Origin of the sequence: Bacillus sp. BS3(2021), from assembly GCF_021043345.1 — a bacterium.
GTDB lineage: Bacteria > Bacillota > Bacilli > Bacillales > Bacillaceae > Bacillus > Bacillus paralicheniformis.
Genome location: NZ_JAJNDM010000001.1, coordinates 876882 through 900977 on the forward strand (window position 1 = coordinate 876882; position 24096 = coordinate 900977).

26 protein-coding genes and 1 riboswitch are annotated in these 24096 nt (G+C 45.6%); of the genes, 24 read left to right on the top strand and 2 right to left on the bottom strand.

Annotated features, from left to right (window positions below; all coding sequences use genetic code 11):
- The first annotated feature begins 7 nt into the window (after positions 1 to 7).
- The 24 genes from LQ247_RS04290 (at position 8) to LQ247_RS04405 (ending at position 22018) form a co-directional block, all read left to right on the top strand.
- Positions 8 to 1183, top strand: coding sequence for an acetyl-CoA C-acetyltransferase (locus tag LQ247_RS04290; RefSeq protein WP_025809838.1), 1176 nt, complete (start codon positions 8 to 10; stop codon positions 1181 to 1183).
- 19 nt (positions 1184 to 1202) lie between these two features.
- The gene (locus tag LQ247_RS04295) at positions 1203 to 2987 is read left to right on the top strand and encodes an acyl-CoA dehydrogenase family protein (protein ID WP_231005608.1); all 1785 of its coding nucleotides are present in this window, start codon (positions 1203 to 1205) and stop codon (positions 2985 to 2987) included.
- Positions 2988 to 3102: 115 nt separating this feature from the next.
- Complete coding sequence (locus LQ247_RS04300; RefSeq protein ID WP_020452880.1) at positions 3103 to 3459, top strand: arsenate reductase family protein; 357 nt, start codon at positions 3103 to 3105, stop codon at positions 3457 to 3459.
- A gap of 61 nt (positions 3460 to 3520) precedes the next feature.
- Positions 3521 to 3904 carry a glycine cleavage system protein GcvH gene (gcvH, locus tag LQ247_RS04305; protein WP_020452879.1) on the top strand — a complete coding sequence of 128 codons (384 nt, stop codon included), beginning with the start codon at positions 3521 to 3523 and terminating at the stop codon, positions 3902 to 3904.
- A gap of 60 nt (positions 3905 to 3964) precedes the next feature.
- Entirely contained in the window at positions 3965 to 4201 is a 237-nt protein-coding gene (locus tag LQ247_RS04310; RefSeq protein WP_020452878.1) for a YusG family protein, read from the top strand.
- Positions 4202 to 4263: 62 nt separating this feature from the next.
- Positions 4264 to 4608: a toprim domain-containing protein gene (locus tag LQ247_RS04315; protein ID WP_023856216.1), complete on the top strand. Its 345-nt coding sequence runs from the start codon at positions 4264 to 4266 to the stop codon at positions 4606 to 4608.
- A gap of 25 nt (positions 4609 to 4633) precedes the next feature.
- Positions 4634 to 4942 (top strand): thioredoxin family protein, encoded by a 309-nt coding sequence (locus tag LQ247_RS04320; RefSeq protein ID WP_023856215.1) that lies wholly within the window; start codon positions 4634 to 4636, stop codon positions 4940 to 4942.
- Positions 4943 to 5063: 121 nt separating this feature from the next.
- Complete coding sequence (locus LQ247_RS04325; protein ID WP_020452875.1) at positions 5064 to 5420, top strand: SCP2 sterol-binding domain-containing protein; 357 nt, start codon at positions 5064 to 5066, stop codon at positions 5418 to 5420.
- Positions 5421 to 5594: 174 nt separating this feature from the next.
- Positions 5595 to 5702: riboswitch (SAM riboswitch) on the top strand.
- Between the two features lie 116 nt (positions 5703 to 5818).
- On the top strand, positions 5819 to 6844 hold the full coding sequence (gene metN / locus LQ247_RS04330) for a methionine ABC transporter ATP-binding protein MetN (RefSeq protein ID WP_023856214.1): 1026 nt from the start codon (positions 5819 to 5821) through the stop codon (positions 6842 to 6844).
- Positions 6837 to 7505, top strand: a complete 669-nt coding sequence (locus tag LQ247_RS04335; protein ID WP_003185053.1) for a methionine ABC transporter permease — start codon at positions 6837 to 6839, stop codon at positions 7503 to 7505. The genes metN and LQ247_RS04335 overlap by 8 nt, the downstream gene beginning before the upstream one ends.
- 13 nt (positions 7506 to 7518) lie before the next feature.
- Positions 7519 to 8349 (top strand): methionine ABC transporter substrate-binding lipoprotein MetQ, encoded by an 831-nt coding sequence (gene metQ, locus LQ247_RS04340; protein ID WP_095292329.1) that lies wholly within the window; start codon positions 7519 to 7521, stop codon positions 8347 to 8349.
- 93 nt (positions 8350 to 8442) lie between these two features.
- Entirely contained in the window at positions 8443 to 8826 is a 384-nt protein-coding gene (locus tag LQ247_RS04345; protein ID WP_031305044.1) for a carboxymuconolactone decarboxylase family protein, read from the top strand.
- Positions 8827 to 9239: 413 nt separating this feature from the next.
- Positions 9240 to 10175, top strand: a complete 936-nt coding sequence (locus LQ247_RS04350; RefSeq protein ID WP_023856211.1) for a cation diffusion facilitator family transporter — start codon at positions 9240 to 9242, stop codon at positions 10173 to 10175.
- A gap of 222 nt (positions 10176 to 10397) precedes the next feature.
- Positions 10398 to 11183: a Fe-S cluster assembly ATPase SufC gene (sufC, locus tag LQ247_RS04355; protein ID WP_020452869.1), complete on the top strand. Its 786-nt coding sequence runs from the start codon at positions 10398 to 10400 to the stop codon at positions 11181 to 11183.
- 17 nt (positions 11184 to 11200) lie between these two features.
- Positions 11201 to 12514: a Fe-S cluster assembly protein SufD gene (gene sufD, locus LQ247_RS04360; protein WP_023856210.1), complete on the top strand. Its 1314-nt coding sequence runs from the start codon at positions 11201 to 11203 to the stop codon at positions 12512 to 12514.
- Positions 12514 to 13734: a cysteine desulfurase SufS gene (sufS, locus tag LQ247_RS04365; protein ID WP_105979838.1), complete on the top strand. Its 1221-nt coding sequence runs from the start codon at positions 12514 to 12516 to the stop codon at positions 13732 to 13734. The genes sufD and sufS overlap by 1 nt, the downstream gene beginning before the upstream one ends.
- On the top strand, positions 13724 to 14170 hold the full coding sequence (sufU, locus tag LQ247_RS04370) for a Fe-S cluster assembly sulfur transfer protein SufU (RefSeq protein ID WP_020452866.1): 447 nt from the start codon (positions 13724 to 13726) through the stop codon (positions 14168 to 14170). The genes sufS and sufU overlap by 11 nt, the downstream gene beginning before the upstream one ends.
- A gap of 18 nt (positions 14171 to 14188) precedes the next feature.
- Positions 14189 to 15586, top strand: coding sequence for a Fe-S cluster assembly protein SufB (sufB, locus tag LQ247_RS04375; protein WP_020452865.1), 1398 nt, complete (start codon positions 14189 to 14191; stop codon positions 15584 to 15586).
- A gap of 229 nt (positions 15587 to 15815) precedes the next feature.
- Positions 15816 to 16109 (top strand): hypothetical protein, encoded by a 294-nt coding sequence (locus tag LQ247_RS04380; RefSeq protein ID WP_025809825.1) that lies wholly within the window; start codon positions 15816 to 15818, stop codon positions 16107 to 16109.
- 574 nt (positions 16110 to 16683) lie between these two features.
- Positions 16684 to 17805, top strand: a complete 1122-nt coding sequence (locus LQ247_RS04385; RefSeq protein ID WP_231005609.1) for a response regulator aspartate phosphatase — start codon at positions 16684 to 16686, stop codon at positions 17803 to 17805.
- A 690-nt stretch (positions 17806 to 18495) separates the two neighbouring features.
- Entirely contained in the window at positions 18496 to 18879 is a 384-nt protein-coding gene (locus LQ247_RS04390) for a hypothetical protein (protein WP_023856206.1), read from the top strand.
- Between the two features lie 30 nt (positions 18880 to 18909).
- The gene (locus LQ247_RS04395) at positions 18910 to 19770 is read left to right on the top strand and encodes a DMT family transporter (protein ID WP_020452862.1); all 861 of its coding nucleotides are present in this window, start codon (positions 18910 to 18912) and stop codon (positions 19768 to 19770) included.
- A 64-nt stretch (positions 19771 to 19834) separates the two neighbouring features.
- A complete protein-coding gene (locus LQ247_RS04400; RefSeq protein WP_197407109.1) occupies positions 19835 to 20956 on the top strand; it encodes an NAD(P)/FAD-dependent oxidoreductase in 1122 nt (373 codons plus the stop codon).
- Positions 20957 to 21178: 222 nt separating this feature from the next.
- Positions 21179 to 22018, top strand: coding sequence for an FAD binding domain-containing protein (locus LQ247_RS04405; RefSeq protein WP_020452860.1), 840 nt, complete (start codon positions 21179 to 21181; stop codon positions 22016 to 22018).
- A 126-nt stretch (positions 22019 to 22144) separates the two neighbouring features.
- Here LQ247_RS04405 and LQ247_RS04410 read toward each other — a convergent pair whose 3' ends face one another.
- A complete protein-coding gene (locus LQ247_RS04410) occupies positions 22145 to 22966 on the bottom strand; it encodes an endonuclease I family protein (RefSeq protein WP_020452859.1) in 822 nt (273 codons plus the stop codon).
- 79 nt (positions 22967 to 23045) lie between these two features.
- Positions 23046 to 24092 carry an anthranilate phosphoribosyltransferase gene (locus LQ247_RS04415; RefSeq protein WP_231005610.1) on the bottom strand — a complete coding sequence of 349 codons (1047 nt, stop codon included), beginning with the start codon at positions 24090 to 24092 and terminating at the stop codon, positions 23046 to 23048.
- Between the last annotated feature and the right edge of the window lie 4 nt (positions 24093 to 24096).

Sequence of the window (24096 nt, forward strand, 5' to 3'; positions counted from 1 at the left end):
GAAAATAATGAAAGAGGCAGTTATTGTATCGGGAGCGAGAACCCCGATCGGAAAAGCAAAAAAAGGCTCATTGAGGACTGTCCGTCCCGATGATTTAGGCGCATATGCAGTGAGAGAGACGTTGAAAAGAGCTGGTGGTTATGAAGGGAATATCGATGATTTAATCATCGGCTGCGCTACGCCGGAAGCCGAACAAGGGTTGAATATGGCGCGCAATATCGGCGCGCTTGCCGGGCTGCCGCACACAGTTCCGGCCGTTACAATCAACAGATATTGTTCTTCAGGACTTCAATCGATCGCTTACGGGGCCGAAAAAATCATGCTTGGAGCTGCCGACACGGTCATTGCCGGCGGCGCTGAATCGATGAGCATCGTGCCGATGATGGGACATATCGTCAGACCGAACGCGGCGCTCGCGGAAACAGCTCCTGAATATTATATGGGAATGGGCCATACGGCTGAACAGGTTGCCGTTAAATACGGCGTTTCCAGGGATGATCAGGATGCATTTGCCGTCAGCAGCCATCAAAAAGCAGCCAAAGCGATCGCGGAAGGAAAGTTCGAAGATGAAATCGTCCCGGTGGACGTCACCGTCAGAGAAGTGGATGACCATCACAAGCTGAAGGAGCGGACGTTTACTTTCTCTGCCGATGAAGGTGTGCGCCCGGGGACAACGAAAGACGTTCTGTCAACGTTAAAACCGGCGTTTTCGGCGGACGGTTCTGTTACGGCAGGGAATTCATCGCAGACGAGCGACGGGGCGGCCGCAGTGATGATCATGGACAGAGAAAAAGCGGATGCGCTTGGGTTAAAGCCCCTCGCAAGGTTCCGTTCGTTCGCAGTCGGCGGCGTTCCGCCGGAGGTGATGGGCATCGGTCCTGTTGAAGCTGTTCCAAGGGCGCTGAAGATGGCAGGACTTGAGCTCTCTGATATCGGTTTATTCGAATTAAATGAAGCGTTTGCATCACAAGCGATCCAGGTGATCAGGTCGCTTGGCATCGATGAAGAAAAAGTCAATGTCAACGGTGGAGCGATTGCGCTCGGACATCCGCTCGGCTGCACGGGCACAAAGCTCACGCTGACATTGATCCACGAAATGCGGCGGAGAAGCGAGCAATTCGGCGTTGTAACAATGTGTATCGGCGGAGGTATGGGAGCAGCAGGGGTATTCGAATTAGTTTAATCACAAGGGGGATGGAACAATGGAACAAACAAAAGACCATATGAAAAAAGGCGGAGCCTTTCTGATCGAAGAGGTGACGGCTGATCAGCTGTTTACACCGGAAGATTTCACAGATGAACATAAAATGATCGCCAAAACGACTGAAGATTATATTCTCGGAGATGTTTTGCCATACATCGACGAAATTGAAGAGCACAATTTCGATCACTCTGTCAGGCTCCTGAAAAAAGCTGGAGAACTCGGGCTTCTCGGTGCTGACGTTCCTGAAGAGTATGGCGGACTCGGGCTCGATAAAATCAGCTCGGCGCTGATTACCGAAAAATTCTCAAGAGCGGGAAGCTTTTCATTATCGTACGGGGCGCACGTCGGGATCGGCACGCTTCCGATCGTATTTTTCGGAACCGAGGAGCAAAAGAAAAAGTATCTGCCGTCCCTTGCAACAGGGGAAAAATTTGCAGCCTATGCCTTAACAGAGCCTGGCTCCGGATCTGATGCATTAGGGGCAAAAACAACGGCCGTTTTGAATGAGGCGGGAACCCACTATATATTAAACGGTGAAAAGCAATGGATTACAAACTCAGCTTTTGCCGATGTTTTCATCGTCTACGCGAAAATAGACGGCGAACATTTTTCGGCCTTCATTGTGGAAAAAGATTACGCAGGTGTTTCCACAGGGCCTGAAGAGAAAAAAATGGGCATCAAAGGCTCTTCGACCCGTACGCTCATCTTAGACCAGGTTCAAGTTCCGAAAGAAAACCTTTTAGGCGAACCGGGAAAAGGGCATGTCATCGCCTTCAATATTTTAAATATCGGCCGCTATAAGCTTGCTGTCGGGACAATCGGCGCTTCCAAACGGGTCATCGAGCTGTCCGCTTCATACGCCAATCAGCGCCAGCAATTTAAGACGCCGATTTCAAAGTTCAGCTTAATCGGGGAAAAAATCGCCACTATGTCAGCCAGACTTTATGCGATGGAAAGCTCTGTTTATCGTACGGTCGGGCTGTTTGAAGACAAAATGGGCACCTTGAGCGAAGAAGAGCAAAAAGACGGGCGCCAGGTCGCGAAATCGATCGCTGAATATGCAATCGAATGCTCCCTTAACAAAGTATTTGGATCTGAAACGCTTGATTATATTGTTGATGAAGGCGTCCAAATCCACGGCGGTTACGGATTCATGCAGGAATACGAAGTGGAGCGGGCTTACCGCGATTCACGGATCAACCGGATTTTTGAAGGCACAAATGAAATCAACCGTCTCATCGTCCCGGGCACATACTTGAAAAAAGCGATGAAAGGCGAGCTTCCTCTGTTTGAGAAAGCGAAGGCGCTTCAGGAAGAACTGATGATGCTCATGCCTGAAGAACCAGGTGACGGCGTTTTGGAACAGGAAAAGTATCTGCTGAGAAACGCCAAAAAAATCGCGCTAATGATCGCGGGACTCGCCGCGCAAAAATATGGAAAAGCGCTCGACCAGGAGCAGGAAATCCTCGTGAATATCGCCGACATTGTCAGCCAGGTCTACGCCATGGAAGCAGCTATTTTGCGTACAGAAAAAGCCATCAAGGCAACCGGGGAAGACAAAAACGCCCAGAAAATTCTTTATACGCAGATTTTTGCACAAGTTGCCTTTCTGGAAATTGAAAGCCATGCAAAGGAATCGCTCATTGCGATGGAATCAGGTGATTCGCTGCGGATGATGCTGTCTGCGCTCCGCAAATTGACGCGCTTTACGCCTGTCAATGTCATTGAGAAAAAGCGCCAGGCAGCCAAGGGAGTCTTTGAAGCTGAGAAATATATCGTTTAAACGAAAAGCCCTGCTTAGGCGGGGTTTTTAGCTGTTATAGAATGGAGCACGGTTTTAGGTTTTTCATTCGATCTGTGTTAAAATTACCTCGATTAAATGAGAGGGGTGTGTATGTATGGCTTTGGATTTTTACTGGTATCCGAAATGCGGGACATGCCGCAAAGCGAAAAAATGGCTTGAAGACCATGGCAAAGAAATCAATGGGATACATATCGCAGAAGAGCCGCCAAGCAAGGAAAAACTGAAAGAGCTCTACGAGAAAAGCGGGCTTGAATTGAAGAAGTTTTTCAACACGAGCGGACAAAAATACCGTGAACTCGGCTTAAAAGACAAGCTGCAAAACATGTCTGAAGATGAGCAGCTGGAACTGCTGGCTTCGGACGGTATGCTGATCAAACGTCCGATTGCGACAGACGGCAGTAAAGTAACGGTCGGTTTTAAAGAAGATCAGTTTAAGACATACTGGTTATAACCCATCAAAATATGATATCTTCAATGTAGGATCGATTAAAACACTTTATGGAGGGGTTAGCATGAGCACACCGAAAGAGTTGCGTTATTCAGAAGAACACGAATGGGTGAAAACAGAAGGAGATAAAGTCAGAATCGGCATTACAGACTTCGCCCAATCCGAACTTGGAGACATCGTATTTGTCGAGCTTCCTGAAGTGGGAGACGAAATCAAAGCGGACGAGCCTTTTGGCAGCGTTGAATCCGTAAAGACCGTTTCTGAGCTGTATGCCCCGATCAACGGAAAAGTGGTCGAAGTGAACGAAGATCTGGAAGACAGCCCTGAATTCGTCAACGAGTCTCCGTATGAAAAGGCTTGGATGATTATCGTCGAGCCGTCCGATGCTTCTGAAATCGAAAATCTGATGACAGCCGAGCAATATGAGGACATGATAAAAGAAGACTAAGGATTATTCAGGATAGCCATGTGTCGTTTGGATACTCTATATCAAGAGGGGGTGTCCAAATTGACGCTGAAAAAAGAACGTATTGATATTACAGAACATGTGGAAAGCCGATTAAAAAACGGCGGAATGCAGCTGTACCATGAGAATGAGCTGATCGGCCGAATGACCGGAAAGGATCAATACGAGTTGAAATCTGGATATTCATTCCAAGATGAGAGATTTTACAAAACGGCGGATACCGTAAGCGGTCCGGATGCTAAATATGTAGACTGTGATGACCACCAAGGCTGGTGTTAATCAAGTCAGGCGGTGAATATTCACTGCCTTTTTTTACAAGTAAATCTTTAAAGGTGATCCATATGCCGGAAAATGAAAAAGTCATGATCGTCGAAGGGAAATCAGATAAGCAAAAAGTGAAGCATGTCATCGAAGAGCCCGTGGATATCATTTGCACAAACGGAACGATCAGCCAGGCAAAACTCGATGAATTCGCCGAAACGCTGTTTGATAAAGACGTTTATATCCTGGTGGATGCCGATGAATCAGGGGAAAAGCTCCGCCGGCAGCTGACGAGGGAGCTCCCCCAAGCTTCGCATCTATACATCGATAGGGTATACAAAGAAGTCGCTTCCGCCCCGAGTCAGCATGTTGCAGAAGTATTAATTCGTTCAAACATCCGGGTACATACAAAATATTTATTATAAAATGTATTGAGGTGCGGTTCAACAGATGCAAGAACTCCAAGAAAAAGAGCTAAAACGGCTTGAACATGAGACCTGTCTTCTATATGTATACACGCCGTTCTGCGGAACGTGTCAGCTGGCCGGAAGAATGCTGGAAGTCGTTGATGAAATGATAAAGGACATTCCTTTTTATAAAAACAATCTCAATTATTCCCCGGCATTTGCCAAGCAGCAGGAAATAGAAAGCGTTCCATGCTTTATCCTTTACAAAAACGGGGAAGTCGTCAAAAAAGAATACGCTTTTCACTCCGTTTCCTACTTATACGATACGATTAAACAAAATGTTGTGGATTAAGGGCGGTTTTGACATATTTCTCGGGAAATAACCAGCAAAAACTTGTCGAGCAATTCCTAAAGGAACTCCTGCGGCAGACAGAGAATCTGTAAGTATGACCAATTTACAGGAGGTTATACAGTTGGAGAAAATGGGATTGATAGAAAGAGAGGACAAGGCTCTTTTTTTAAAACCTCTATTATCGACAACGGCTTTGCTGATTACGTTTCAAGGCGAGAAAGAAGCTTTTACGTTAGCGATCAACGAAAAAGGAGAAATGGAAAAATCTTCTCTTGCAGAGAAAGCTCATTTGACCTTTTTTGGAGAGCAAAGCGAGATTATTGACCTTCTTCACGGCGATATTTCATTGCAGCATCTCGTACAGCGCGGCACTGTTCAAGTAAAAGGCTCATTCAGAGCTTTATTGAAGCTTGAAGCGATTTTATGGCTGACAGACGGCTTTTTTAAAAACAGCGATCTTTATTCAGAGACATTTTAAAAATTTGAAAAATCGGCACATTCCGTGTATAAGTCGGACAGAGACGAGCGTTTACGTTCGTCTCTTTTCGCCGTAGGCCGATTGTCTTACGAAAAATAGTTGACAACTATTTTTTCGCATGATATCCTACTTTAAGAATTCCGATCATAATAATCAAAAAATAAATATATGATTCTCTTATCCAGAGAGGTGGAGGGAAGTGCCCTATGAAACCCGGCAACCATCAACACGTGTTGAAATGGTGCCAATTCACACGAAGCGTTATGCTTTGAAAGATGAGAGAAAGGCCCAGACTATTCAAAAGCCTTTCTGCTCATGTGTGCAGAAAGGCTTTTTTCATTGTTTGATCAGGAATTTAGACAACTATGAGAATTGAGCAAGAAAGCAGGTGATGGCTTTTGATAAATCTTCAAAATGTTTCAAAGATTTATCGGTCAAAGCATGGAGATGTCAATGCTGTCCAGGATGTCACCCTTACGATTAAAAAAGGTGAAATCTTCGGAATTATTGGATATAGCGGAGCTGGAAAAAGCTCCTTGATCCGTCTTTTGAACGGACTTGAACAGCCGACTTCAGGCACGGTTGAAGTAGCCGGCAGAACAATCAGTGAGATCAAAGGGAAGAAGCTGAGGAATGCAAGGCAGGAAATCAGCATGATTTTCCAGCACTTCAACCTATTGTGGTCAAGAACGGTCCGCGACAATATTGCGTTTCCGCTGGAGATCGCCGGTGTCAGCAAAGCAAAACGTCTGAAAAGAGTCGCTGAACTGATAAAGCTTGTCGGACTTGAAGGCAAGGAAAATGCCTACCCTTCACAGCTTAGCGGAGGCCAAAAGCAGCGCGTCGGCATCGCTCGGGCGCTCGCAAACAATCCGAAAGTTCTCTTATGCGATGAAGCGACATCAGCGCTTGATCCGCAGACGACTGACTCGATCCTGGGTCTTCTGTCCGATATCAATGAAAGGCTCGGACTGACCATTGTCCTGATTACTCATGAAATGCATGTCATCAGGAAAATCTGCCACAGAGTGGCCGTCATGGAAAACGGAAAGGTCGTGGAAGAAGGCGATGTGCTGAACGTATTCCTCAAGCCGCAGGAAGAAATGACAAAGCGCTTTGTTCAGCAGGTAACAGAACCGGTGGAAACACAGGAAACGCTGAAGCATTTCCTCGAAGAAACGACATCGGGGCGGACGATCAAGCTCACCTTCGTCGGTGAAGCGGCCGAATCGCCGCTGATCACACAGATCATTCGGAAGTTCGATGTTGAAGTCAACATCCTTCAAGGCAAAATCTCGCAAACTCAGGACGGCGCATACGGTTCATTGTTCATTCATGTCGACGGATATGAAAACGAGGTCAATGATGTGGTCGATTTCATCAAGAGCCGTCAAGTAGAAGCAGAGGTGATCACGAATGTTTGAAAAACTGTTTCCAAACGTAGATATGGAGCAGCTGTGGGAAGCTACGTATGAAACGATATATATGACAGGAATTTCCCTATTGTTTGCTTTTATCATCGGAGTGATTCTCGGTATGCTGCTGTATCTGACTTCAAAAGGAAACATTTGGCAGAATCGAGTCGTGAACGGTGTAATCTCGGCAATCGTCAATGTGTTCAGGTCTATTCCTTTTATTATATTGATTATTTTGCTGCTTGGTTTCACAAAGTTTTTAATGAACACGATCTTGGGGCCGAACGCCGCACTTCCGGCTTTGATTATCGCATCCGCTCCGTTCTATGCCCGCCTGGTTGAAATCGCTTTGCGCGAAGTTGATAAGGGCGTGATTGAAGCGGCAAAATCGATGGGAGCCAAAACATCGACGATCATATTTAAAGTGCTCCTGCCCGAATCGATGCCGGCCTTGATCTCTGGCATTACGGTTACGGCGATTGCACTGATCGGTTCGACGGCGATGGCCGGAGCAATCGGTTCAGGCGGACTCGGGAACCTTGCCTATGTAAACGGTTTTCAGATGAACAATCCCGATATTATACTCATCGCCACTATTTTCATCTTAGCTATTGTGTTTATCATCCAGTTTATCGGGGATTTTATAACAAATAAATTAGACAAACGTTAGGGAGGACATCAACATGAAAAAAGGTTTATTAACAGCTTTATTCATCATTTTTGCAGGCGTTTTAGCCGCTTGCGGATCTTCCAGCAGCGAAGGGGATAAAGACAGCAAAGTCATCACAGTCGGAGCGACGCCGACGCCTCACGCTGAAATCCTTGAAGAAGCAAAGCCACTTTTGAAAGAAAAAGGCTATGAGCTTAAAATCAAAAATTTCACGGACTACAAACTGATCAACAAGGCGCTTGCAACGAAAGATCTCGATGCGAACTACTTCCAGCACGTCCCGTATCTTGAACAGGAAATGAAAGAAAATAAAGACTACGATCTTGTTAACGTCGGCGCGGTACACCTTGAGCCATTCGGCATTTACTCTAAAAAGTATAAATCTTTAAAAGACCTTCCTGACGGTGCAAAAATTATTATGAGCAACAACGCCGCTGAACAGGGCCGCATGCTTGCAATGCTTGAAAATGCCGGACTGATCAAGCTGAAATCAGGCATTGAAAAAGTGGATGCGACAGTAAAAGATATTACAGAAAACAAGAAAAACCTCAAAATCAAAAATGATGTGGCGCCTGAAATGACGGCAAAAGCATACGAAGCCAATGAAGCTGACGCAGTGTTCATCAATGTGAACTACGCGATCCAAAACAAGCTCAATCCGAAAACTGATTCAATCGAGCTTGAGTCTCCAAAAGACAATCCTTACGCTAACATCATCGCCGTCCGCAAAGGCGACGAAGATTCTGACAAGGTGAAAGCTCTGATGGACGTATTGCGCTCTGAGGACATTAAAAAGTTCATCGACAAAAAATATGAAGGCTCTGTCATTTCTGTTTCTGAGTAAATGAAAGAACACCCCGGTTTTGGAGAAAACCGGGGTTTTTTTCGCGTATTTTTTGAAAAGAGGCTCATAATAAAAAAAGACTACCAACTGAAAATGGAGGAACAAAACGTGAATCAGCATGAATCAGAAAGCATTATCGAATCCGCACTGCATGAATATAAAGCAGGGATCGGCATCTTTTCCGAAAAAATGCCCGGAATTGCCGCCAAATACAACGAATTTACAGAGGAATGCTTTAAAAAAGGCGCGCTCAGCGAAAAGGATAAGCAGCTGATCGCACTGGGCATCAGTGTTAATACACAGGATGAATATTGCATTATTTATCATATCAAGGGCTGCCTGGATTGCGGAGCGTCGGAGGAAGAAATTCTTGAAGCGGTCGGCGTAACTGCGGCATTTGGCGGGGGCGCGGCCATGAGCCAAGCTGTCACGCTCGTTCTGCAGGCGATGGAAGAATTCCAGCAAATGAAGCATTGATTTTTCATTCGTGAAAGCATATTGAAAGCACACACATCTTTGAAGAGTTTGTATATAACTGGTACTATGAAAGAAAATCTCTGAAAGGATGATTCATTATTTGTTCAAGCCAAGATCAGCTTGACCTTGAATTCACGGCCGAAATGGAAAAAGCGATGCACAAGTCGCATGGAATGGGGTACGAGGAGTACAGCAGAAGCCATGTGAACCGGCTTGAAGTTGAGAAAAGGCGCGAAGAGCAACATCAAAAAAGCAAGCAGATCGTATCAAATTTACCCATGATCGGATAAAATGAGGGGGGCGGATGTCAATCCGTCCTTCTATATGTCTTTAGAATCCGCTTGACCATAAGTGAAGGAAAAGGTAAAATTTAAATATGAATATATGATCATATATTAAAAGGAGGATTTATGATGGCTCATTCTCACGATCACACAGGTCACAGCCACCATGGCAGCCGATCAGCCAATCAAAAAGCGCTCTACATCAGCTTCGGTTTAATTTTTACTTTTATGATCATTGAAGTGATAGGCGGGATATTGACGAACAGCCTCGCTTTGCTGTCGGATGCGGGACATATGCTCAGCGACGCTGCAGCGCTTGGTTTCAGCCTCTTGGCGTTTAAAATTGGGGAAAAGGCCGCAACTGTGAGCAAAACATTCGGCTACAGGCGCTTTGAAATTTTGGCTGCGTTTATCAATGGCATCACCTTGCTTTTGATTTCACTTTATATCTTTTGGGAAGCGTACAACCGCTTTTTCAGCCCGCCGGAAGTCGCCGGCAGTGGCATGCTGGTGATTGCAACGGTTGGTTTGTTCGTCAACATTGCTGCAGCCTGGATATTAATGAAAGGCGACACAAGCGGGAATTTAAACATGCGCAGCGCATTTTTGCACGTCATCGGTGATATGCTGGGATCTTTCGGCGCGATTATCGCAGGCCTCCTCATGCTTTTCTTCAATTGGAATATCGCCGATCCAATCGCAAGCGCCGCCGTCGCGGCTTTGGTTCTTGTCAGCGGGTGGCGGGTGACGAAAGACTCGGTGCATATATTAATGGAAGGAAAACCGAAAGACATTGATGCGGAAGCGCTTAAAAACGGCCTGCTTTCCATTCCGTCAGTCAGAGAGGTTCACGATCTCCACATTTGGTCGATCTCATCTGACATGCCGTCATTAAGCTGCCATATCGTGGCAGACGAAAACAGTGACAGGGATAGAATCTTAAAACAAGTATCAAAATATCTAAGGAAAGAATGCAACGTGGAGCATGTGACGGTCCAAATAGAAGGGGAGCGCTGTTCCCGTCATGAATCGTGCAGCCTGGGATCAAACCGTTCCCGCTCGTAATTCCCGCTGTTTTTCTATAGCTTGTTGATTGTAAGGTACACATCTCTCGTCCGGGAAGTTTTCTTGTCCCAATCTCTTTAAGAACAAAACGTTTTTTGTTAAACTTGAGAACATGTACACGAAAAGATAGGAAGACTATTGTTGTATTCACTTTTCATTTGTTATAAAATTAGAATGAGAATAAATTGAGAATGATGATTATATATATTGGAGGTATATTTCATGGCTGCTTCGACATTAACAATCAAAGATCTTCACGTTGAGATTGAAGGAAAAGAGATTTTAAAAGGTGTAAACCTTGAAATAAAAGGCGGGGAATTCCACGCTGTAATGGGACCGAACGGAACGGGTAAATCAACTTTATCCGCGGCGATTATGGGGCACCCTAAATACGAAGTAACAAAAGGAAGCATCACGCTTGACGGCAAGGACGTTCTGGAAATGGAAGTGGACGAGCGCGCTCAGGCCGGCCTGTTTTTGGCTATGCAGTATCCGAGTGAAATCAGCGGTGTTACAAATGCCGATTTTCTCCGTTCAGCGATCAACGCGCGCAGAGAAGAAGGCGACGAGATTTCTTTAATGAAATTCATCCGCAAAATGGACGAAAACATGGAATTTCTTGAAATGGATCCTGATATGGCGCAGCGCTACTTGAACGAAGGTTTCTCAGGCGGTGAGAAAAAACGCAACGAAATTCTTCAGCTGATGATGATCGAACCGAAAATCGCGATTCTTGACGAAATCGATTCAGGTTTGGATATCGACGCCCTTAAAGTCGTTTCAAAAGGAATCAACAAAATGCGCGGCGAGGACTTCGGCTGCCTGATCATCACGCACTATCAGCGCCTCTTGAACTACATTACGCCTGACCACGTGCACGTCATGATGCAGGGCCGCGTTGTGAAATCCGGCGGACCTGAGCTGGCGCAGCGCCTTGAGGCTGAAGGATATGACTGGATTAAGCATGAGCTTGGAATCGAAGACGAAACTGTCGGTCAAGAAGCGTAAGCGTTAGGGGGATAAACATGACATTGGAAACAAAACTATCTGTAGATCGGGAATATGTCAAAAGCTTCTCTGAGAAGCACCAGGAACCTGCATGGCTGCAAGATCTACGCTTAGAAGCGCTTGAAAAAGCAGAAGATCTGCCGCTGCCGAAACCTGATAAAACGAAAATTACAAATTGGAATTTTACACGGTTTGATAAGCATACTGTAGAAAATAAACCGCTTGATTCTTTGGATGATCTTTCAGATGAGGTCAAATCGCTGATCGATCTTGGAAATGAAGACAAAACGCTTTATGTCCAAAGAGACCAGACGCCGGCTTACCTTTCTCTTTCAAAAGAGCTGCAGGATAAAGGCGTCATCTTTACAGATATTCATACTGCGTTCCGCGAACACGGCGAGCTGGTCAAAAAATACTTTATGAAAGACGGCGTAAAAGCCGATGAGCATAAATTAACGGCATTGCATGCAGCCCTCCTGAACGGCGGAGCCTTCCTTTACGTTCCGAAAAACGTCGAACTGGAAGCGCCGGTGCAAGCTGTTTATGTCCACGAAAGCAATGATACAACGCTTTTCAACCATGTACTTGTCGTTGCTGATGACAACAGTGCAGTCACATATGTAGAAAACTACATCAGCACTGTGAACCCTAAGGAAGCGGTCTTTAACATCGTGTCAGAAGTGATCACAGGCGCGAATGCCCGCGTGCAATACGGTGCGGTCGACAACCTTTCCGCAGGGGTGACGGCTTATGTCAGCCGCCGCGGAACTGCACTCGGACGCGACAGCAAAATTGAATGGGCGCTCGGTTTAATGAATGACGGAGACACCGTTTCTGAAAACACGACAAATCTGCATGGAGACGGCACATTCGGCGATACGAAAACGGTTGTCGTCGGCAGAGGAGAACAGACTCAAAACTTTACAACGCAAATCATTCATCACGGAAAGCATTCAGAAGGCTATATTTTAAAACACGGCGTTATGAAAGATTCCGCATCTTCGATCTTCAACGGCATCGGAAAAATCGAGCACGGCGCGTCAAAATCAAATGCAGAGCAGGAATCACGCGTTCTTATGCTGAGTGAAAAAGCGCGCGGCGACGCCAACCCGATCCTGTTAATCGATGAAGACGATGTAACGGCAGGGCACGCTGCATCCGTAGGCCGCGTCGATCCGGTTCAGCTTTACTATTTGATGAGCCGCGGAATTCCAAAAGAAGAAGCAGAGCGCCTCGTCATTTACGGCTTCCTCGCACCGGTTGTCAATGAACTTCCGATCGAAGGCGTGAAGAAGCAGCTGGTCTCTGTGATTGAAAGGAAAGTAAAATAATGAATGCCAAAGATATTCGCGAACAGTTTCCGATTCTCAGCCAACAGGTCAACGGACACGATCTCGTTTATTTGGACAGCGCGGCAACCTCGCAGAAGCCGCGCGTTGTCATCGAGACGCTTGATGAGTATTACAACTCTTACAATTCCAATGTCCATCGCGGCGTTCATACATTAGGAACGAAAGCAACGGATGGATATGAAGGAGCTCGTGAGAAGGTCAGGAAGTTTATAAACGCGAAGTCGATGCAGGAAATTATTTTTACAAGGGGTACGACAACGGCCCTGAATATGGTTGCGCTCAGCTATGCCCGCGCAAACCTCAAGCCTGGTGATGAAATCGTCATTACACCGATGGAGCACCATGCGAATATTATTCCGTGGCAGCAGGCTGTCAAAGCAACCGGCGCCACGCTGAAGTACATTCCGCTTCAGGAAGACGGAACCATTTCCTTGGACGATGTCAGGGAAACGGTGACGGAAAATACAAAAATCGTCTCGGCTGCGCATGTTTCAAACGTTCTCGGTACGATCAACCCGATTAAGGAAATAGCCAAAATCGCGCATGACAACGGCGCGGTCATGATCGTAGACGGTGCGCAAAGCACGCCTCACATGAAAATTGACGTCCAGGATTTGGACTGCGATTTCTACACGTTTTCAGCCCACAAAATGTGTGGTCCGACCGGGGTCGGGGTATTGTATGGAAAAAGAGCACTGCTTGAAAACATGGAACCCGCAGAATTCGGCGGAGAAATGATCGATTTTGTCGGTCTTTACGAATCGACTTGGAAGGAGCTGCCTTGGAAATTCGAAGCCGGCACACCGATCATTGCCGGTGCGATCGGATTGGGAGCGGCGATTGACTTCCTTGAAGACATCGGACTTGACGAAATATTGGCGCATGAACACCGTTTGGCGGCCTACGCCCTGGAGCGCTTTAAAGAGCTTGAAGGCGCGACTGTCTATGGTCCGGCCGAACGTGCAGGACTCGTGACATTCAACCTTGAAGACGTTCATCCGCACGATGTGGCAACCGTGCTTGATGCAGAAGGGGTCGCCGTCAGAGCCGGTCATCACTGCGCACAGCCTTTGATGAAATGGCTGAACGTTTCCGCCACTGCAAGAGCAAGCTTTTATCTGTATAATACGGAAGAAGACATCGACAAACTGATTGAAGCTCTTCAGAAGACAAAGGAGTATTTCACAAATGTCTTTTAATGTGAACTTGGATACACTGTATCGCCAGGTGATAATGGATCACTACAAAAACCCGAGAAACAAAGGGGTTTTAAATGACAGCATCGTTGTTGATATGAACAACCCGACATGCGGTGACCGAATCAGACTGACGATGAAGATAACAGACGGTAAAGTAGAAGATGCAAAATTTGAAGGCGAAGGATGCTCAATCTCAATGGCCTCTGCGTCCATGATGACACAGGCGATCAAAGGGAAAGACGTGGAGACCGCCCTTCAGATGTCACAGATCTTTTCAGATATGATGCAGGGCAAAGACTACGACGATTCGATCGATTTAGGCGATATTGAAGCCCTGCAAGGCGTTTCAAAATTTCCGGCCCGGATTAAATGTGCAACATTGTCATGGAAAGCCCTTGAAAAAGGCGTTTCCAAAGAAAACAGCGATAACGAATAAAGATTGGAGTGAAAATGGATGGCTAAGAAAATGCCGGATATCGGCGAATATAAATACGGTTTTGCCGACAAAGACGTTTCCATTTTCCGTTCAGAGCGGGGATTGACAAAAGAAATCGTTGAAGAAATTTCACGCATGAAAGAAGAGCCGGAGTGGATGCTCGACTTTCGCCTGAAATCTCTTGAACACTTCTACAATATGCCAATGCCGCAATGGGGCGGAGATTTAAACTCATTGAATTTTGATGAAATCACGTACTATGTAAAGCCTTCTGAGCGTTCAGAAAGATCATGGGATGAAGTTCCTGAGGAAATCAAACAAACATTTGACAAGCTTGGAATTCCTGAAGCTGAGCAAAAATATTTGGCCGGTGTATCTGCGCAGTATGAGTCAGAAGTCGTTTACCATAACATGAAAGAAGATCTTGAGTCTCAAGGGATCGTCTTTAAAGACACAGACAGCGCCCTCAAAGAAAATGAAGACATTTTCCGCGAGCATTGGGCAAAAGTCATTCCGCCGACTGACAACAAGTTTGCGGCCTTGAACTCTGCGGTATGGTCCGGCGGATCATTCATCTACGTGCCAAAAGGCGTAAAAGTTGATACTCCGCTGCAAGCATACTTCCGCATCAACTCAGAAAATATGGGACAGTTCGAACGGACGCTGATCATCGTCGACGAAGGCGCTCACGTTCACTATGTAGAGGGATGTACAGCACCTGTTTATACAACAAACTCCCTTCACAGCGCGGTTGTTGAGATCATCGTTAAAAAAGGCGGCTACTGCCGTTATACAACGATTCAAAACTGGGCGAACAACGTCTTCAACCTTGTGACAAAGCGTGCGGTCTGTGAAGAAAACGCGACAATGGAATGGATCGACGGAAACATCGGCTCCAAGCTGACAATGAAATATCCTGCCGTTATCCTGAAAGGCGAAGGCGCGCGTGGCATGACGCTTTCTATCGCTCTCGCAGGAAAAGGACAGCATCAGGATGCCGGTGCGAAAATGATTCACCTTGCACCAAATACGTCATCTACAATCGTTTCAAAATCGATCTCAAAACAAGGCGGAAAAGTCACATACCGCGGAATCGTCCACTTCGGACGCAAAGCCGAAGGCGCCCGCTCAAACATCGAATGCGACACGCTGATCATGGATAACAAATCAACTTCTGATACAATCCCATACAATGAAATTTTGAACGACAACATTTCATTGGAGCACGAAGCGAAAGTATCAAAAGTATCTGAAGAGCAGCTCTTCTACTTGATGAGCCGCGGCATTTCTGAAGAAGAAGCAACAGAAATGATCGTCATGGGCTTCATCGAGCCGTTCACAAAAGAACTGCCGATGGAATACGCGGTTGAGATGAACCGTTTGATCAAGTTTGAGATGGAAGGGTCTATTGGTTAATATATAAAAAATGTTGAGGCGAACTTTTGAAGTTCGTCTTCTTCTTTTTTTCTAAGTATTTGTTTGATCTCTCTACAGCAGTGGGGATTGGCAGGGGAAACCCTGCTTTTTTTATTCAACAACAGGGAGAATAACTTATTTCTTAGAAGTAACAATTAACTTGCAGTAGGCATATAATTGATGACTGGAAAATAATAACTTTCGGAAATTTTCTGAGGGGGAAAATTAAATGGCTTATCCATCGGTCAATTATTCAGCCAACATCAACAGTTATTCAGACATTGCACGACACAAGGAATGCATAGCAAATGAGTTAAGGTATTACTACTCAAATGTAGTGAATCATGCCCGTGCAGTTACCTGCTTAACCGATGATCACACAGTTGTGATTATGCATTTAAGAATTGATCAATATCGATTTTATGAAATTGTGGTTGTCGCAGGTCCGGATTATAATAAGATAAACCAAATTATTCCGCGGATTTGGAGCTTAATTAGCAGAGCGACTAATATTTGTGGTTAATTACAGAAGTTATTGGGAAGGTGTCTACTTAATCTATAAGATGCGTTAAAGCAATAAGACACAAAGTTGAAATTCTGTGAATTCATATCTATTGAACCTTTGTGTCATGCGGTTTGAACTTTTTTATTAAAGAAGACTTTCATTAAGGATTAAAGCGCTTTTTTAAAAATCAAGGTGGAAGGATCTATCGGCTATATCTGATTTCAATTTGATGAGACGCATCATTTTAATTGTTTATGTCCCGCGGATATAATCTATTGCCTAGAGGCATGGAGATTGTAACTGCGGCTTTTTTATTTACTTTTTTGTTCTTCCGTCTTTTAATTTTATCAACAAACAGATCTTTAATTGCTACAACCATCTTTTTCAGATTCATCGAAAAAAGGAGAGAAAACCAATCATCGAAAATGATTTATAATGGTAGGTCAAAAAACCCCTAATTATTTGAAATTTTTAAAAATGTCATTGTGAAAAATTGACCTATTATGTAAAATGATTACCAAGAAGAAAAAGGAATTTAAAGTGTCTTTGTTTTTTCTGAAAATTAATATTCTGAGTGAGGGGAAGAGGATAAGTGAGCGTAATACCCTATGATTTAGTTGCAACAAAAATGAACTTTTGGTACACCGCTTTAAAAAACAATTGGCCTGGCAAGGCAGAAGATACTAGGAAAGAAGTTGAAAGAGAATTAGAACAAATGGAAGAAAACCAGGATGTGCTTGTTTATTATAACTTACTGTTATTTCGGCACAATCTTCAACTTGATTATATGTATTCTACTCCCGGCGTGAATTTAATTAGTCGATTTGATGAGTTTAAAAAGATTCGTGATCAGAATAATCTGGAAGGGATGTTGGAGTATTATTATCATTTTTTTGCTGGGATGTATCATTTCAGACAAAAAGAATTAATACTTGCGTTGAATTTTTATAGGGATGCCGAGAAAAAACTAGATTCTTTTGATTGTGATGAACTGGAAAAAGCTGAATTTTACTTTAAAGCATCTGAAGTGTATTACCATATGAAGCAAACGTTCTTTTCAATGAATTACGCAAGTCGTGCGTATAACATATACAAAAAGTACGAAACTTACGGTGAGCGTCGAGTGCAAAGTCAGTTTATCATTGCGGGTAACTGGTTAGATCTAATGTATCCTGAAAAAGCTCTACATAATTTAAATAAAGCACTTGAAGAGTCACAGAAACAAAGCATTCAACACCTTATGGGTTCATCGCATTTAAACATCGGAATATGTTGTAACCAACTGGAAGAACTCGATAGGGCAACCGATCATTTTCAAAAGGCCCTGAACTTATATAAAGAGGAGAATCTTAATTTTTTGCCTAAAACATTATTCAACCTCGCGCATGTCAGGGCAAAGCAAGGGAAGTTGTCAATAACTGATGATTTATACTTTGAAGGCAAAGAATTGGCTGAAAGGAACAAGAATTTAGATATGCTTGCGAAGTTTGACTTAATAAAAGGGCTTTATCTTTCATTTGATCTAGATATGGTTCGAGAATCGTTCAAGTTTTTCGAAAGTAAAGGCAAGTATGCAGACATGGAGGAATACGGTCTTATAGCAGCAGAGCTTCTAGAGAAAAAAGAAAAAATTCGAGATGCAGTGGAATTCTACCGGATAACAGTTAAAGCGAGAAGACAAATCCAAAGGAGTGCTTTTCTACATGTAAACTAAATTGTTTTAGGGGTAGTTAAAGCATCTTACAGGATTAAGTATTGGCCCCAAAAGCATTATACTCAGGGCGTTATAAAACCTCAAATTTTGAATAAGGTAAGTTGCTTGAGTTTAACTTTAAGTACAGCATAGAAAGATAGGTCGATCTATGGCAAACTATTTAAAATCGAGAATCGTATCTTATCTGTTTATTCTTTTGGGAGTGGGGGCCGGATTCGCAATTTGCGAGGTGTCAATGGAAAAGCCGGATTACTCCTCAGTTTGCGCGGCCTTTATCATTGGCTTTACGATTGGGGAATGCATAATGATTAGAAAATGGTTAAGACGGGAGATTTCATGAAGAAGAAAAGACTTGGCAGGTTTTTGTCTCCATATGCTCTGCCAGCTTAGATTTCCCGTCCTGTTAAGAGTCGGGCTGCTATTCGATCGACGAGTATTTCCACAAGGCTGCCTGCGAGAAAAAGATCATCATGAAAATACCCATCTTCATCAACAATTTGTATACCTGTCTTAATCTTTTCACCTTAGCTTCATACATTTAAATCATCCCCTTTCACCCACTTATACAGTATTTGTCCATTAAAAGAAGAACAGGATCTTCTTGTAAAATATCTTTATTAGATCATATTGTCATGTATAATGAAGGGTATAGCATGTGACATTCATACTGTATAAGAAAGGATATGACCAGTGAAAATGTTGAAAAAGGCTGTGTTGACAGCCGCTGTTTTCTTGCTGGCCGCATTTGCCGGGAGTACAGAAGCCTTTGCTATGCCTTCCAAAGGCGCGGTGAAATTCAGGACGGATGCCAATACATATACGAAATCAGCCACTTCGATCGTTGTCACTGGAAAAAGTCCTGTTACGGGAACGATGATCGCTGTCCGGCTGATCAATAAAAAAGGAACTGTCCTAATCTATCGAGATGTTCATTTAACACGCGGAAAATCTCATTTTCGGGTGAGCTTCCCGACGAAAAAGCTGAAACCGGGCAAGTATGACGTCTGGGTGGATGCTGTTAAAGGAAAGAAATGGCATGGGGAATTGAAGCGCTACATTGTCATCAAACATTGAGCTCCATTATGATGAACGGAGGGCTGTGTAATGACTGCCGTGGGTTTTTGTGTATTATTATGTTCTGCATTTATCCATGCATCATGGAACTACCTTTCAAAAAAAGCCGATGGAGGCGTTCCATTTATCTGGCTGTTCACAGCGATTGCAGCCGTTGTCTACACGCCGTTGGCCATAGGTGTTGTCATATATGAAAAGCCTGAGATCGGCATCTGGCAGCTTGCCATTATCATGGCGAGCATCCTTGCACACTTGGGCTTTTTTCTTGTTCTTCAAAAAGGGTACAAAAAGGGCGACCTTTCCCTCGTCTACCCTATTGCGAGAGGAACTGGCCCGCTGCTCACCTGCGTGCTGGCGGTCGCCTTTTTTGGCGAGTCATTGACGCTGCCCGCAATAACAGGGATTCTTTTGATTGTGATCAGCATTCTTTTTTTCACAGGGGGAGTCAAGCGGTTAAAAGAATCAGGCTCGCTCACACCGGTTCTTTACGGGCTGGCGGTCGGCGGTATTATTGCCGCATATACCCTCCTTGATAAAGCAGCGGTCAGCCGGTTTCTCATTCCGCCGTTGCTGCTTGATTATTGCAATACGCTCGGCCGTCTGATCATATTGACTCCTTTTGCCGCGAAAAGCTGGAGCGAAGTCCGCTTTGAGTGGAAGCATCACCGGATGGAAGCTGTCGGGGTGGGGGTTTTTAACTCTTTGGCTTATATTTTGGCGCTGAGTGTCATGGTATTTGCTCCGGTCAGCTATGTGGCACCGGTTCGGGAAATCAGCATTTTAATCGGAACGGTGATGGGGGCGGTTCTTTTGTCTGAAGGTTTCGGACGGCTTAGAATTGTCGCGGCTGTCTTTATGGTGCTTGGCGTGATATCGGTAGCCGTTGGTTAGGTTGTGTTCCATCGATGTGATCCGTTATATTTGTAAATAAACAGAAATGAAAAAGGTGTTAATCATGAAATCTTTTATTGTAGTCGGAGCGGGCGTCCTCGGCGCTTCTGCCGCTTATCATCTTGCAAAAAAGGGCGCGGAAGTGACCTTGATTGACCGCGGAGAGCGGGGAAGGGCTACAGATGCCGCGGCGGGTATCGTCTGCCCCTGGCTTTCGCAGCGCAGAAACCAGGCATGGTACAAGCTTGCAAAAGGCGGAGCGGCGTACTACGCCGATTTAATCAAGCAGCTTGAAGCTGACGGAGAATCGGATACGGGGTATAAACGGACAGGCGCTATCAGCTTGCATACAGACGAGCGAAAGCTGGAGAAAATGGAAGAACGGGCGCATCTCAGGCGCAAGGATGCCCCTGAAATCGGCGAGATCACCCGTTTATCCCATGAGGAAACGAAGCGTTTATTTCCGCCTTTGGCAGAGGGGTACGGCTCGGTTCATATCAGCGGCGCCGCGCGCGTAAACGGAAATTTGCTCCGCCGCTCACTTGTGAATGCCGCACAGAAATACGGAGCTTCAGTTGTTGCCGGAAACGCTTCATTGCTCTATGAAGGAAACCGGGTAACAGGGATCTCCACAGCGGACAAAAAAATATACGCTGATCAGGTGCTGGTCACAGCGGGCGCTTGGGCGGACGAGCTTTTGAAGCCGCTCGGCGTGCGTTTTTCAGTCAGCCACCAAAAAGCGCAGATTGTTCATCTTCGTCTTCCGGATGCGGATACCGGCAGCTGGCCTGTTGTGATGCCTCCGAATGACCAATACATATTGGCATTTGAAGACGGCCGGATCGTTGCCGGCGCTACTCACGAAAATGAAGCGGAGCTTGATGATCTTCGGGTAACGGCTGGCGGCCTTCACGAAATTTTCTCAAAGGCGCTTGCTGTTGCGCCGGGTTTGGAATTGAGTGAGCTGCTTGAGACGCGTGTAGGATTCAGGCCGTTTACACCAGGCTTTCTCCCCGTGATCGGCTCATTGCCGAACATTTGCGGGCTGCTTGTTGCCAACGGCCTTGGCGCTTCAGGGCTCACGTCAGGTCCTTACCTTGGCGCGGAATTGGCAAGGCTCGCCTTGGGAGAAGAGCCTGAGCTTGATATCGCTTTATATGATCCGGCCGGCGCGCTTGAAAGTTGAATCATGTTGCAAAAAAAAGTTCACTCGAAGCTAGAGTGAACTTTTTTCTTGTTTACAGTTTTAAAATAGAAAATTTTTCAATATAAATCCATGGAGGAAAATTTTGAGAAAACCATCTGACTTTCTTCGTAGTGCATGCCGGTTTTTTTGAACGGCAGGTGTTCGGTTCAATCGGCCGCCTCTGATTCCCGAACAAATTTGGAAAGTAAAAGGAGGGTCGCCATGATCCAGTTTGACTTTGAGTATTACAGGCCCCAATCTGCGCAGGAAGCGGTAAAGCTCTTTCAAAGCTTGGAGCGCAAGGGGAAAAAGCCGGCTTATTTTTCCGGCGGAACAGAACATTTAATACCAGGACGGCTGAGGGTGATTCATCCAAATGCCGTTATCGATATTAAAGACATACCTGAGTGCAGAACTCTGCAATTTGAACGGCGCCACCTCGCTTTAGGCTCAGCATTAACATTGACAGAGATCACAGAAAACGGCGGCTTTCCATTGTTGAGCAAAGCGGTAAGGGAAGTGGCCGACCATACGGCGCGCAATAAGATTACGCTTGGCGGCAATATTTGCGGGCAGATCTTTTACCGCGAAGCAGTGCTGCCTTTTTTATTAACCGACAGCAAAGTGGTGACGATCGGAGACAAGGGGGAAAAGCGCTATTTGATTCACGACGTATTCGATCAGCAGCTGAAGCTGAACAAGGGAGAAATCCTCATTTTCCTTTTGATTGAAGAACGCTATCTTCATCAGCCTTTTGCAAGCATAAAAGTGAGGCAGCAATGGGATACGGGATATCCTTTGGCGACGATTTCAGCTCTTGAAATAGACGGACGCGTCCGCTGTGCATTTAGCGGTGTCTGCCCTTTTCCGTTTCGTTCATCAGAAGTGGAATCTGCGTTGAATGACGAATCGCTCCCTGTAGATCAAAGGGTGGAAAAGGCGATCAGCCGCTTTCCCGGCCCTGTTTTGGACGATGCGCAGGGTTCCGCTGAGTATCGCAAATTTGTCATCAAACATACGCTGTTTGACATTCTCGACATGCTGAAGAAGGAGACGTTTTGACAAGCGTTTGAATCCAATATTTGCAGGCGCGCGGGATACCATGAATTTGAACTGGCCCTAAAATCGGTGTGCTGAACAAAAAAAGAGAGGTTTAAAAAAAGAGCGCCGGGCAGGCGCTTTTTTTGTTCAATTCAAAACGCCTGAGCCCCAAATATCCTCCGCCCATTCAGGGTGATCAATGAATGGATTGCGGTTATGCTGGTATTGCTGATAGATGATGTCGTTCCGCTTTCTTTCAAGGGCATCGACAGGATCTTCATGGTGCCATTTCAATAAAACCGACATTTTTCCATGGTACGGTTTAGATCCGTTGTTCGTTGTGTCGTTCATTTCAAGATCCGGCTGGCCGTCGTCCCCTTCATAGCGGACCGCCATATAGAAAATCATTCTGGCGACATCGCCTTTAATGCTTTTGTCAGGTTCCCAGGAATCGCCGTCATAGCGGTTTCCGGGAGAACCGGGATAGGGGCTGCCGCCTTCGTCGAAATCAAGGTTTCCGCGGGCGGCGTTTACTTGCACATCGCTGGGCCTGAGATGATGCAAATCTGTTCCGGGTCCTTTGCTTGTTCCGAAATCACCGTGCGATTTTGCCCATACGTGCTCGCGGTTCCAATCGCCAGTTTGCCCCCCGTTCGCCTGTTTAGAGCGCGACTCTCTGGAATATAAGAGAATCACGTTATTTCGATTGGCCGGATCTTCGTCCGTTGCTTTCAGCGCTTCCCATACCTCGCTGTAAGAAAGCTCTCTATGATCGTCGATTGTGTCGTGAAGCGCTTGTTTTAAAGCTTCGCCTGTTTTGCCTTGCGCCTGTTCATAGTAATCCGCCGGAGCCGAGGACTGATGGGGCTGGACGTGTAAGGAAAACAACTGGAAGGCTTCTGCGTTTTGGGTGGGCGCGCACATCGCTGACAGCATCAAAATAAACGGTATGAGACACTTTCGGTTCATCTTTCGATTCCCTCCTTTTCATTTCTTCCATTATCCAATCTTTTCATGAAAAGGAAATATCATTTTGGTTACGGTTTTCTTACGGTCTTGTAAATGAAGCTTTCCACCTCTCGAGGGCTTCCAGGCCGGCTTTTTCTTTCAGCTGTTTTTCCGCCGTTCGGACGCCTTCTTCAATGGCCGCGCAGTGTCCGAACAAATAATAGCGCAATGCGGTATTCATGATGACTTGTTTTCTTTCGTATTCGGTATCGGCCGATTCATCTCCGGCGAGAACGGCCGTTATTTTTTCCGCCTGTTCCTCAGCAGACAGCGGTTTGTTGAGCTTTGCTTCATCTGCGTAAAGTCCGAATTTTTCCGGCTTTAATATAAAGGAATCGATCACGCCGTTTTTTATCGTAAACACAAAGCTGCCTCTGTGGACCGGTACGTCTTCCGAGCCTTCCACCCCCTGGACAATGAACACTTCTTTGTACGTCAAGTGCTGAAAAACGGGATGCATTTTCTGAATGGCCGTCCGGTGAAACGCGCCCATCATGAGCTTGTCGGCATCAGAGAAGTTGACCAGTTTTTCAGCTGTATTCAGCACGGTGCGGACGCCGATCTCTTCACGAATTTTCCTCATGCGAACAAACGGTTTGCAAAATGTTTCGGCGGATGCGAATCCGATTGAGGCCTCTTCCAGTGAGTGTGCCGTTTGCGCAGGATCAGTCTCAGAGGGGATTCCGAGTTTGCCCAGGACATTTTTTACACTCGTTCCATATTTGGGCGGCAATGCATCACTGCCGTGGAGAAACACGGGGACTCCGTTTCCTGCGAGAAGGAGCGAGACAGGAATGGTTGCTAAAAAAGAATGTCTTCCTGTGTAAGGTCCCGCAAAATCGATGACCGCATCTTTTACAGCTTTGGAAAGGTTCAATGTTTTCGAGCTGTTCCGCAATGCTTCGGTAAACGCGAGCAATTCCTCAGGGGACTCTGTTTTCATCCGCTCCGCTATTAAGAATGCGGCGGTCTGGACGGGGCTGGCATTTCCCGTAACGATCGCTTCTGCAGCCTGTTTGGCCTCTTCATAAGTTAAATCGCGGGCGCCCCTTTTTCCTCTTGCGACTTCTTTAATCCACTGTTGCAATGTG